Genomic DNA, 12,007 nt, shown 5'->3' with positions numbered 1-12,007 from the left:
GCCAAGGCTCAATCGTCACATCCATAGCGAGCCGGTTTGCAGCCGGAGCGGTTGCTGCTCGCCAAGGGAGTTTTTCATGCGTTTCATGTACATCGTCACCTCCAGCCAGCCGATGGCTGCCCCGAGCCCGGCGCTGATGGAGGCCATGCAGAACATATCCGAGCGGGAGATCAAGGCCGGTCGAATGATCGACAATGGCGGCCTGATGCCGCTTGCGACCGGCGCACGGGTGCGAATCGTGGACGGCGAGCTCAGCGTCATCGACGGCCCCTTCGTCGAGGCCAAGGAAGTGATCGGCGGCTATGCCATTTTCGAGCTGCGCGACAAGGCGGAAGCCGTGGCCATGGCGAAGGAATTCATGCAGCTGCACCTCGATCACATGCCGGGCTGGGAGGGTACCTGCGAATTACGGGCATTCGCCACGCCGGGCGTGGAGATCGCCTGCCAGGTCGACGCGCAGTCCAGGGTGGCTGCCCACGCCTGATGGACACCACCGCTCGTCCTGGAGCGTTTTCGAGCGAAGTGGATACCGGTTCGCGCAAAGAAAACGCGTCAAAACAAGAATCTAGAGCCCCGTTCCGATTCCATCGGAACGGAAAGGGCTCTGGTCGGCGGCGATGACGACCGCCGACATCGATCGCGAGATCCGCGCCGCGATTCACGCAACCTGGCGCGTCGCGCAGCCACGGCTGATCGCCACGCTGTCGCGTATGCTGCGGGACGTGCCGCTGGCGGAGGAATTGACCCAGGACGCACTGGTCGCAGCGCTGGAAGCCTGGCCGCACAGCGGGGTGCCGGACAATCCCGGCGCCTGGCTGGTTGCGACGGCCAAGCGCCGTGGGCTCGATCATCTGCGCCGGGCAAAGATGCTCACCCGCAAGCAGGACCTGCTGACGTACGAGCTGATGCAGGAGCAGGACGCGATGCCGGATTTCGACGCCGCCCTCGACGACGATATCGGTGACGAATGGTTGCGGCTGATCTTTACGGCCTGTCACCCGCTGCTGCCGCGGCAGGCCCGCGCGGCGCTGGCCTTGCGTATGATCTGCGGCCTGACCACCGACGAGATCGCGCGCGCCTTCCTGGTCACGGAGGCAACCATCGCCCAGCGCATCGTCCGCGCCAAGCGCACGCTGTCGCGGTCGGGCCTGAGCTACGAGATCCCGAGCGGCGAGGCGCTTTCGGAGCGTCTCGCCTCGGTGCTCGAGGTCGTTTATCTCATCTTTAACGAGGGCTATTCGGCCTCAGGCGGCGAGGAGTGGCTGCGGCCGCAGCTCTGCGACGAGGCCCTGCGCATGGGGCGGGTGCTGGTCGGGCTCGCGCCTCTCGAGCCCGAGGTCCACGGTCTCATGGCACTGATGGAGCTGAATGCTGCGCGGAAGCAGGCGCGCACGGGCATCGATGGCGAGCCCATCCTGCTCATGGACCAGGACCGCAGGCTCTGGGACCGGCGCCAGATTGGCAGCGGCCTTCGCGCGCTCGATCGCGCGCGCGAGCTCGGCGGTGCCGGACGGTTCTACACGCTGCAGGCCGCGATCGTCGCGTGCCACGCGACGGCGGAGACGGCCGTTGCCACCGACTGGCGCCGCATCGCGGAGCTCTATGGCCAGCTCGCGGCGCTGGTGCGCTCGCCGGTGATCGAGCTCAACCGGGCGGTCGCGCTTGGCATGGCCGAAGGGCCGCAGGCCGGTCTCGATCTCGTGGACATGATCGCGGACGAACCGGCGCTCGGGACTTACCACCATCTCCATTCTGTCCGCGGCGACCTCCTGGAGAAGCTCGGTCGCTTCGCCGAGGCGCGACGATCGTTCGAGACCGCAGCGCGTCTCACGAACAATGCGCGCGAGCGCGTGTTGATGGAGCGGCGAGCGGCAGCCATTGCCGATGCCGACGGCTGAAGACGCAAACGGCTTTACGTCGTCGGCTTCGGCGGCGGCGCGGTGCCTTGCGCCCACTTCTCGAACTTGCCGAGCACGCCCCAGGCCGTGAGCGCCAGCGAGATCGGCATCGCGAACTGGCCGAGGCCCGGCACCGCCGATACGATCGTTCCGAGCAGTCCGGCAATACCGCCTGCATTCGGGCTCGCGGTCACCGAAGAGAGCAGCGCAGTGAGCACCGAGCCGCCGATGCCGAGTGCCGTCTTCTTGCCGTCGAGCAGCTTGCCGATGGTCTCGCCGAGCGCGCCGTTGACCTGGCCGAGCACCGGCTTGCCGTCCTTGTTGAGCAGCGTGCTGAGCAGGTCGACGACCTGCTTCAACTGATCGACGGGGGCTGGATTGGTCGGGCTGACCGGTCCTGGCACGGGCGCCGTCTTGTTGATGAGGGAGAAGAGCCGTTCGAACAGGTTGATCGGATCGTTGGTGGCGGGCAGCGTGTTGCCCGGTGTCGTCGTTCCCGGTGTTACGCCGCCGGCTGACGGTCGCAGCAAGTGTGCGAGGTCCTCCAGCCGCTTCAGGATCTTGGACAGATCGCCGCTCTGCACGGAACCTCCCGCCTGCGTTGCACGCGTGAGCGCCGCGACCGTGGCCCCGTCGAGAAGCCCGGTATCCCTCAGGCCGTTCTGCTGCTGAAACTGCGAGACCGCGGCCCCGGTCTTCGGTCCGCTGATGCCGTCCTCGGCGAGCGGCGGATTGGCGCCGAGCTTGTTGAGCGCCTGCTGCATAAGAACAATCGTCGACGCCGCATCGTCCTCGGGCTCGGTGCGGCCGGCGAATTGCGGGCTGCCGTCGAGGGTGATCGAGGAATCGAGCGACATCATCGCATGCAGGATCACCGCCGTGCCGAGCTGGGAATCGACGTGGTTCGAGTCGAACACGTGGTCGCGGACGAATTTGCCGGCCCTCGCCTCGGGCGGGCCGTACAGTGTCGAACCGCCATAGAGGTAGGGCGAATTGCAGCCCTTCGAGTGATAGCCGAAGCCGTTGAACGCCTCGAGCCGGAACAGCATCCGCGCGATGCCCCAGTCGTGGGCGCCGATGAAATTCTCGATTCTGAACGCGTCCACGGCGCCGTCCACGAACGTGGTAAAGGGGCCGCGCCCCTTCGGAACGATGGTCGTCACGCGATGAAGCGTTTCGCCGTTGCCGAGATAGGTGTCGAAATCGAAGTTGGATTCGCGGTAGTGGCAGAGCGCGGCAAAATACCAGGGGACTCCGGTCAACCGCTCGATCTGCTGATAGGTCGCCTTGCCGTTGATCGCCTTGCGCGCGACGCCATTCGCGTCGCCGAGGCGGGAAGGCCGGATCTCGAGATCGGCCCAATTCCGCTCGTACTCGCTTTTCAGACTCTCGAATGAGACCATCTTCCGCTCCCGAAAATTGATGAATTATCGAAATTTCGTGCAAGTCAGATATGGACCAGGTGCCGTGATCGGGTGTGACTCCAACGTGATCTCCGGCAAATGTGGCAGGTTGCCGGCCCGGCGCATGTGAAATGGCTTACAGCCTGGGCGCGAAAATGCGCCGCAGGGCCGGACCCGCGCCTTCGCCGGCAGCGCGACCCGCCAGTGGGGGAACCGGCATGGTCGTTCGTCCGTTAGCATTTTAGACGATGCGGTAGGGAGCCCTGCATGGCCAAGCGCGTCCTCGCGATCGGCATCGAACCCGGCAATGCGGATTACAGCGCATTTCCGCAGCTCACGCCGGAGCTCATGCGCCATTATATCGAAGCGCAATTGCTGCGCCTGCGTGATCTCGGCTACGAGGTCACGAGCTGCCTGATCGATCTCGACGCGACCGCCGAAGCCGGCGTCACGGCCGCACTGCGCGACGAGCGCTTCGACTGCATCGTGATCGGCGCGGGGCTGCGCGAGCCGAAAGAGCGCCCGCTGCTGTTCGAGAAGGTGCTCAACCTCGTCCATCAACTGGCGCCTGACGCCGCGATCTGCTTCAACTCCACGCCGGCCGACACCGCCGAGGCCGTGCAGCGCTGGATCTATCCCTGACGTCCGATTGGCCGGCCTGTGCGTCGCTCGCGGCATGGTTTGAGCCGTCTTCGCGCTGCGCCTCCGGCGCCATCGCGTAGGCGTCGCGAGCCGCGCTGCCGGCTATTTGTCTGGTCCGAATCCGCTTCCGGCGCTATGACTGGCTCATCACAGGGAGGGCGAGCATGCTTCGAGGTCTTCGCATTGGAAGTTTTGGAATCGCGGCATGTCTGACGGTCGCGATGGCGATGCCGGCGCATGAGGCTGCAGCCCAGGATGCCATCGGCGGTGCGATCATCGGCGGTGTCGGCGGGGCGATCCTCGGTGGTGCGCTCGGCGGAGGCCGCGGCGCCGCAATCGGCGCCGTCGTCGGTGCCGGCACGGGCGCTGCGATCGCTTCCGAGGGCGAGCGCCGCCGCTCCGGTTACTACGCCTATCAGCGCGGCTGTTATGTGCAGCGTCCCGACGGCTATTACGTCCGGGTCAGCCAACGCTATTGCTATTGATCGATCAACCGCCGGCGCCCACAGGATTGACGGCGCCCGGCAGTAGATTGGACGCGGAGGGGTGAGTATCGGCCGGCGAGCCGCTCTCCCGAGCTGGTGGTTCGCATGAGCATCCGATCTCGCATATGCCGGTGGCTGATCGCCGCGATCGTGGCCGGCGATCTCGTCGGAGCCGGGGCTGCCCGGGCGCAACAGATTCCAACCGACGAACCCGCGTTTACGGCTTTCGTGGCCGAGCGCATCCGCGCCGAGATTCGTGACACCCCGGTCGTGATCAAGGGACCGCTGACGCTGTCGGTCGGCCCTCTGCAAACCAACCTCGACCGCATCTACGCCTTCTGCAAGGCCAACACCGGCGGCTGCGCCAGGGAGATCGGCGCCTATGTCAGCGGCGTCAAGGCAACGGCGAGCAGCCGGAATGATCCGCCGACCCGAGCAGCCCTTCGCGTGGTCGTGCGCTCGGCTGACTACATGCGGCAGGCGCTTCGGGAGGTCGACGCGCGCGGCCCGGCGCTGACGCGGCCGCTGGCGGAGGGGCTGGTGATCGTCCCGGTGCTGGATTCGCCGCGGGCGGTCAGGGTGTTCAACGACAAGGATCGTGCCGCGCTCGGCTTGACGCAGGACCAGGTCTTCGACATCGCCATCGCCAATCTGCGCAGCAGCGTGAAGCCGTTCACGACCGTCGCAAAAGCGGTCCCATCAGGACAGTTCGGCACGTTGACGGGAGACTATTATCAGACCAGCCGGCTCGCGCTGATCGACAGCTGGGCGCCGCTCGCGCAGGCCCAGGGCGGTGTCCTGATCGTCGCGGCGCCGTCGGCCGATCTCGTGCTCTATGCAAGCGAAGACAGCAGTGCCGCGATCGACGCGCTGCGGACGCTGGCCAGGAACATGATGGCGCGCGCGCCGAAGCCGCTGTCCGGCACGCTGCTGCGCTGGACGCCGAAGGGGTGGCAGCTCGTCCGGTGAGATGCTCTCACGCGGGGCGGCCGCTCTGCTCAACTCTTGCCGGGGTCTGCCGGCATGATCTGGAGCAGCGGCTCCGGTTGGATCGAGATCTGGCCGGCGAACGGCCGGTCATGCGCGGCGATGAGCAGGACGGAGGTGGCGACGCCGGTGGCGAACAGGCCCATCGCGATCGCCGATCCCAGCCGGTTGTCGCAATGAACGAGGCCGATCACCAGCAGCGCGCAGGCCGCCTGGAGATACAGGCACCACCATTTGACCGGGTTCACCGCGGCGAGGCTGACGATGATCCGCTGCCGCCGCGCGTCCAGCGCCTGCTCCAGCGCGGCGATGAGCTCGCGCTGCACATTCGCCTGCCCCGGGCCTTGCGGCGTCATCGCGACGACGAACTGCAGGGCTTCGGCGAGGGCCGGCGGCGTGACCTTCAGCGACACTTCCTGATGCGCCATCATCGGCCATTCCACCGCGACGGCCTGGCCGACATAGTCGCGCACCAGGCCGCGGAGCTTCGTCTCCTGCTCCGCCGGCAGGCCGGCGGCCAGCAGCACGGCGCTGCGTAGCGCACTGGCCTCGCGGCTCACCGCGGCGCTGGCGCGGTCGCTGTCGCCCCAGACCTGCGCGGCGATGAAGGCGACGAACAGGCCGAAGATGATTCCGAGCACCGGCAGCATGCCCGGCGAGATCGCCTTCAGCGACTTCGCGCGCTCCTCCGTCGCGGCCCTCGCGATGCCTGCGAAGATGGCCGCGGCGAGCAGGTACGTGAATCCAAAGATCACCAGCGCCATTGCAGGCACCGGCAGATTGTGCAGCCAGTCGCTCATCGTGTCCTTGTCATCTGATTTGAGGCTCTAGATCAACCGCATCCCGCGCAGCCTGGCATGCCTGCTCTTGCCGACGATGATGTGGTCGTGCACGGCGATGCCGAGCGGCTTTGCGATGTCGATGATGGCTTTCGTCATCTGGATGTCCGCCTGCGAGGGCGAGGGATCGCCCGAGGGGTGGTTGTGGATGAATCTATCGCTTCACGTAATGCGTTGAACACACAATAGATTTTTTAGGTGGGGTAGTAGCAGGGGACGTAGACAGGGGACTGTAAGCAGTGATCGTTCGTGATGATCACGTTAACACGTGGAAGCGCCTTTATAAGCCATTTCACTCACCAGGGACCATCAGCGGACTTCAGCTCTGACCTCAGTGGCGGACATTCTGCTTCGGCGTCGTGAGGTCCGAGACGGGCCAGAAGCGGAAGTCGCCGTAAACAGATCAGCGCAAGTGATGCTTCAGTCCGACGCGCACGATGCAGCCCGGAATGGTCGTCATTTGAGCTGCGCGCAACAATTAGCACGGCGCGGCTGCGGCTTTATCCGGTGGCAATATAGCCGCGCGCGCCTCGTCGAGATGCAGAAACAGCTATTCTGATCCAGACGAACAGCGCTGAAATCCCGGAAGCGGATAGCAACGTCAGCAGTTCTGACGGAGCTAGTGATCGGGTTAGTGCTTAGGCGACTGGCAGCACGAAGACCGCCGCCCGAGGCCAAGCTGAACGGTCTCGGAGAGCCGCTCCAAAGAGAGCCCCGACCGTACCAGCCGGGGCTCCAGGCGAGATCCGCGCGGCCGGGAGAGCAAGCCGCGCAATTTCGGAGTATGCCTGAGTCCATGCTGCCTCCTGTGATGGAAGTGCGGCGGTCCACAGGAAAGGCTGCTCAAAGCAATCCGCTCGCCACGAACCTGCAACGAGTGCCGCCACCGCGTAACAAGTGAGGTGAACTCCAGAACGCCACTGCCGCGCCACCAAATCGCCTAACGACTCAACGACGCATGTTGCATCGGGCCGGGGCGATGCGCATGGGTGGTGTAGTGATGCGCAATTGGTCCAATGTTTATGTGACTGCGTCCGTGAGCGGGCTGATGGTCACGATGCTTTTGCTTGGCGCGATCCTCGCTCGAAATGTCGGACTGGCGGAGAAGAAAGGCGACCGGGTCATCGCTGTGTCAGCGCACAGCGAGGCCCGCACCCAGACGACTTCTGAGAACGGTGGCGGGGCCACGGTAGATTTTGGTGTCGCGGACCTTAGAGGGTCGCTGCCGTAAGGAAGTGATCATCGGCCCGCCCTGCCGAGCTCGCCGAGAGACCTTTCGGCTGGCCAGTCATCTTGCCTAAAGCGCGATGAGATTGGGATGAATCGTCATCGCGCTTTAGGTTGTTGTTTGAGCATGATCTCCGCTCAAACGCGCTCCGCGTTTGTCGCGAGGGAAAACCGCTGCGCACTTTTCCGGATCATGCTTTAGCCGAGGCGATCGGCGCGTTGTAGGCTGCCAATCCGGGTCATTCGTGACCAAGCGAAGACGGCCGCATGGAAGCGGCCTGCCTTGTGCGCTGGCCACTTCCGGTCTTCCTCGGTTCGCGGACATTCTCAAGGTCGGTCGGCATGTCTCAAACAGGGCCGCATCCGGACATGCACATAGTGTATACGGCAGGCCGCGGAATGCGGGCCTCGCTGCGCGTAGAGATCGCAAGCAGCTTGATGGAACCCTATTCACCAGCTGTAGCGTATGCCCGCGGTGCCTTTGGCGCCTTGCGGGCCCGCGTTGACCGTGCTGCCGACGTCGAATTGATAACCGAATTGAGCATAGACGCTATAGCTCTTGTCGAGCTTGCCGGTGAAGCCGACGAAGGTTTCGACCGTCTGCATCTTCTGCAGCAGCAGCACTTGATCGATGCCAAAAGTGGTGTCCGCTCCCGCGCCCCAGCTGCGCCAGTAATTGACGCCTGCATAAGGCTGCCAGAGCATCCCGTTGCTGCTCGTGGTATTCCACTGCCCGCGCAGGCCGAGCCGTCCGATCGGACCCGACGTCGTGCCCAGCCCGACCGGGCCCAGACCGTCATTGGCTTCGTCGAACGAGACCCGTTGCCAGATGATCTGGGCCTGCGGCTCGAGCACGAAGCCTGGGCCAAGCGGCAGCGGGATTGGATAGCCCGTCTCCAGCGAGGCAACGAAGCCGGCGCCCGTGAGCGGCAATTGCGTGAATTGCGTCGTCGCGTTGCCGCGATAGAGCGTCCCCTGCAGGATCGCGTCGAGGTACCAGCCGGTCGGACCGTAGTGCGTCCAGTAGCCGCCGGCCGAGTAAGCCTGGATGTCGTTGGTCCCGGTGTGGGTGAGCATGTAGCCAGTGGCGGCCGGGTTTGTGACCAGCCCGGTCACGTCGGCCCGCGCCTGGGTATAGGCGAAGTAAAGTCCAGCAGAGTCGCGGTGACCGGGGATGGTGCTGCCGCGCCAGAGATCGATTCCGCCTTGGAAGCCCGCCAGCCAGCCATCGGTGCGCGGGTCGGCGAAGGCCTGGTAGTGGCCGTTGATCTGCTGACCGAAAACGCGCGCCCAGTCCGACCGGCCCCAGCCATCAGGGTCGGTACCCGCATTCAACAATGTCATCGTGTCGCCGACTCGCTGGTTGAGCGTACCAAGCGTGGCGAGGCCGATTTGCCGGGCCATAGGTTGAACGGACCCGTAGGTTGCAAGTCCAGGCCCGATGATTGGGTAGGAGCCGGGCGGCAGCCCGTCCGGAGGCGGATCGGGCGGCAGGATCGGCGGCGGGATAATCGGCGGGTCCGGGGGTGTCGGCCCCGAATCGAAAGTCGAGCGCAGGAACCAATCCTGGGGCGCATTGCCGTTAATGCCGCCGCGAAACAGGAAGTAATCATAGGCGCCGCCGCGCACCTCGCCGGCGAGCGAGAAAGCGCCGGGCGCCGTGGTGGCGTTGTTGACGGTCTGCACCAAAAGGATGCCGTTCGCAACGGTCTGATCGCCGGGACCGGTCGTGTTCAATACTCTTAGCGTTGTCGAGCCCGTCGCTGCGCCGCCGTTAATGACCAGCCTGTCGGATGGCGAAGTGTCGTTGCCGAGAAAAGTATTGAGCGTGATCAAGCCGCCTGCGCCCCCATAGTTATTCGCAATCAGCGTCTTGTAGCTCGACAGTTGTGTGGGGTCCGCGGTCGGCGGGGTGAAGATGATCTCACTGCCGTTGTTGGTCAGGTTGGTTGCGTTCGAATTGCCCGTCATCGTCCAGACGGTATTCTGCGCAAGGGTGACTGTGCTGATGCCGCCGGCCGCCGTCGTGATCACCCCTCGCAAGGTCGATGCCTGTGCGTTGAACGTCGTGCTGGCTCCAGACACCGTTTCGAGCAGGGTGTTGTTATTTGTTACTGCGACGGCATTACTAAGACTGATGTTGGCCGCGGCGCCCTGCACCGAGAAGGAGGCGGCGCTGGCCACGATGGTGGCGTTGCTGTACTGCAACGTGTTTCCGCTACCGTTGAACAGAAAGCCGAAGCCGCCATTTCCTGACGCGGTCGCGTCGGTTCCGGTCATGGTTGCGTTGCCGCCGTTCTGCAGCAGCCCGCCCGCGCCGTTGACGACGGACACCGAGCCACCACTCGTCGTAACGGTGCCGCCAGTCGTCGCATTCACTCCAGCGTTTCCACCGCCTCCCGTCACGCTGACGACCACATCGTTTGCGGTAACCAGGCTGTTCGCCCCCGTCGCCCGAAGTCCTATCTCCCCGCCGCCAATGCCCGGAACGGTAACGGAGCCGCGCGTCAACGTCACCTGGCCCCCGGACGCGGCGTTCACACCGACATCACCACCGCCATTACCTACCGACAAGCTCAGATCGGTCGCCGTGATCGAACTGTTGGTCCCTGTTGCCGATAAGCCGGTATTCCCGCCGCCTCCGGCGAACGTGATGCTGCTGCCGCTCGCAAGCTGGATACTCCCCCCGTTCTGCGCCGTAGCCGCGGTCATGCCGCCCGAAGCACCCATGTTCACGGAAAGACCATTGGCGATGATTTGGCTTGTCGCACCGTCGGCGGTCATCAACTTGCCGAAGCCACCGCTGAGATTGATCGACGAGCCAGGTGTGAATTGAATCAGACCTCCCGCCGTGGCCTGCACTACCCCGCCCACCCCGACCGCGGCGCCGCCGTTCCAATTCACGGTCGTGCTATTCGCGATGATCGTGCCGGTGGTGGCGATCATGGCCGCGCCGCCGCCGCCAGAATTCGCCAGGGTGATCGCATTAATGATGATCGTGCCGCCGGTGTTCGCAATCAGGCCAGTGCTGGCGGCGGTTACATTTGCGTTTGCGGTGACCGTGGCGTTGGTGGTGGCCTGGATTCCTGTTCCACCACCATTGGCCGTCACCGTGCCATTGGTCGTCACGTTTGCGCCGTTCAACGCGCTGACCGCGATGTTGAAACCGGTGCTCACCGGATTATTGGCTACGCAGGTTCCGCCGTTCTGAAGGATGCCGCCGTTGACAGGATCAGTTGTACATTGAGCGCGGGCCGCTTGCGGTGCGGCGATGATAATCACGCAAGGCAGAACAACGGAAAGCACCCGTGCTCGCAGAGGGTGCCGACGCGGCGCCTGACCGGCACGTAATCGCAAAGGCTTGCGCAGTTCCATTTTGTTGCGCCCGATCACACGCGATCGCGAAAGGCAACGAGCACCAGAATTGTTGTGCGAAGACGCCGCATCTGTGGCGATCGCGGCAGCAATCCATTATCCCGACCACTGTCGCTTACGAGTCACGCATGGGACAACAATGCTGATCCAACGGATCCACGCCGTGCTCTCTGGACAACCTCGAGTTGCCAGCGGGACTGATGACTGCTCTGGGGCAATCGCGTCGTTTTGCGAGGTTCGCGGTAAGGTCCGCTTTAGCCCCCAAGAGGCGACGTCGTTTAGATCAGCTTCAGTCCCTTCAGACTGGCGTGACCTCGTTTGCCGACGATGATGTGGTCGTGCACGGCGATACCGAGCGGTTTTGCGATGTCGATGATGGCCTTGGTCATCTGGATGTCGGCCTGTGACGGCGAGGGATCGCCTGAGGGGTGGTTGTGCACCAGGATCAGCGCGGTCGCCGACAGCTCCAGCGCGCGCTTGATCACCTCGCGTGGATAGACCGGGGTGTGGTCGACGGTGCCGGTCTGCTGCACCTCGTCGGCGATCAGCTGGTTCCGCTTGTCGAGGAAGAGCAGGCGGAATTGCTCCTTGTCTGAAAACGCCATGCTGGAGCGGCAATAGTCGATCACTTCGTTCCAGGACGACAGCGCGTTGCGGCTGTTGACCTCGCCCTTGGCGACGCGATGCGTTGCCGCGGCGATCAGCTTGAGCTGGTGGATCGCGGCTTCGCCGATGCCGCCGACCTCGCGCAGACGCGCCACCGGGGCATGGACGACCTCGGCGAACGAGCCAAAGGTCTTGATCAGCGTCTTTGCCAGCGGTTTGGTGTCGCGCCGCGGCAGCGCCGGAAGCAGCGCCATCTCCAGCAGCTCGTAATCGCTGAGCGCATCTGCGCCCGCGCTGTAGAAGCGCTCGCGCAGCCGTTCGCGATGGCCGTGATAGTGCGGCGCGTCCTCGGGCTTGGCCTTGTCGTGGTCGGTCTTGGCGGGCATCAGGCCTAACCATGCCGTACGGCGCGCGTTTTGCAACCGGGAAGTGTCCGGCCCCCGCGGGGGGGGCAATTGGGCCGGCCCCCCGGGCCCCGCGGGGAAAAACGGCCCAACACCCCCCCGCGGGGGGGGAGACCACCCCCCCGCCAATGGCCCCGGGGG

10 protein-coding genes and 1 pseudogene are annotated in these 12,007 nt (G+C 64.7%); 6 read left to right on the top strand and 5 right to left on the bottom strand.

Annotated features, from left to right (window positions below):
• The first annotated feature begins 76 nt into the window (after positions 1-76).
• Together AC0L3X_RS23985 and AC0L3X_RS23980 are read left to right on the top strand one after the other, a co-directional pair.
• The gene (locus AC0L3X_RS23985) at positions 77-484 is read left to right on the top strand and encodes a YciI family protein (protein WP_063980702.1); all 408 of its coding nucleotides are present in this window, start codon (positions 77-79) and stop codon (positions 482-484) included.
• A gap of 133 nt (positions 485-617) precedes the next feature.
• The gene (locus AC0L3X_RS23980; RefSeq protein WP_063980703.1) at positions 618-1,898 is read left to right on the top strand and encodes an RNA polymerase sigma factor; all 1,281 of its coding nucleotides are present in this window, start codon (positions 618-620) and stop codon (positions 1,896-1,898) included.
• Between the two features lie 14 nt (positions 1,899-1,912).
• Here AC0L3X_RS23980 and AC0L3X_RS23975 read toward each other — a convergent pair whose 3' ends face one another.
• Positions 1,913-3,301, bottom strand: coding sequence for a peptidoglycan-binding protein (locus AC0L3X_RS23975; protein WP_063980704.1), 1,389 nt, complete (start codon positions 3,299-3,301; stop codon positions 1,913-1,915).
• Positions 3,302-3,568: 267 nt separating this feature from the next.
• On the opposite strand from AC0L3X_RS23975, the gene AC0L3X_RS23970 reads away from it, so the two are divergent.
• From AC0L3X_RS23970 to AC0L3X_RS23960, 3 genes are all read left to right on the top strand, one after another.
• On the top strand, positions 3,569-3,943 hold the full coding sequence (locus AC0L3X_RS23970; protein WP_063980705.1) for a hypothetical protein: 375 nt from the start codon (positions 3,569-3,571) through the stop codon (positions 3,941-3,943).
• 164 nt (positions 3,944-4,107) lie between these two features.
• Positions 4,108-4,428 carry a hypothetical protein gene (locus AC0L3X_RS23965; protein WP_063980706.1) on the top strand — a complete coding sequence of 107 codons (321 nt, stop codon included), beginning with the start codon at positions 4,108-4,110 and terminating at the stop codon, positions 4,426-4,428.
• 105 nt (positions 4,429-4,533) lie between these two features.
• Positions 4,534-5,397 carry a DUF1444 domain-containing protein gene (locus AC0L3X_RS23960; RefSeq protein WP_231143808.1) on the top strand — a complete coding sequence of 288 codons (864 nt, stop codon included), beginning with the start codon at positions 4,534-4,536 and terminating at the stop codon, positions 5,395-5,397.
• 29 nt (positions 5,398-5,426) lie between these two features.
• Here the strand turns inward: AC0L3X_RS23960 and AC0L3X_RS23955 are convergent, their stop codons facing one another.
• Both AC0L3X_RS23955 and AC0L3X_RS23950 read right to left on the bottom strand, forming a co-directional pair.
• A complete protein-coding gene (locus AC0L3X_RS23955; protein ID WP_063980707.1) occupies positions 5,427-6,215 on the bottom strand; it encodes a bestrophin-like domain in 789 nt (262 codons plus the stop codon).
• Positions 6,216-6,242: 27 nt separating this feature from the next.
• A pseudogene (locus AC0L3X_RS23950) lies at positions 6,243-6,404 on the bottom strand (JAB domain-containing protein); the annotation flags it as partial.
• A gap of 835 nt (positions 6,405-7,239) precedes the next feature.
• Between AC0L3X_RS23950 and AC0L3X_RS23945 the strand changes: the two are divergent.
• Positions 7,240-7,485 (top strand): hypothetical protein, encoded by a 246-nt coding sequence (locus tag AC0L3X_RS23945; protein ID WP_135215889.1) that lies wholly within the window; start codon positions 7,240-7,242, stop codon positions 7,483-7,485.
• A 446-nt stretch (positions 7,486-7,931) separates the two neighbouring features.
• Here the strand turns inward: AC0L3X_RS23945 and AC0L3X_RS23940 are convergent, their stop codons facing one another.
• Complete coding sequence (locus tag AC0L3X_RS23940; protein ID WP_245328525.1) at positions 7,932-10,856, bottom strand: autotransporter family protein; 2,925 nt, start codon at positions 10,854-10,856, stop codon at positions 7,932-7,934.
• Positions 10,857-11,134: 278 nt separating this feature from the next.
• Positions 11,135-11,848 carry a RadC family protein gene (gene radC, locus AC0L3X_RS23935; protein WP_354131628.1) on the bottom strand — a complete coding sequence of 238 codons (714 nt, stop codon included), beginning with the start codon at positions 11,846-11,848 and terminating at the stop codon, positions 11,135-11,137.
• Between the last annotated feature and the right edge of the window lie 159 nt (positions 11,849-12,007).

The sequence above is a fragment of the Bradyrhizobium sp. MI1.7 genome, assembly GCF_055811795.1.
The sequence above is the reverse complement of the archived record's forward strand: the minus strand, read 5'-3'. Positions and strand labels throughout refer to the sequence as shown.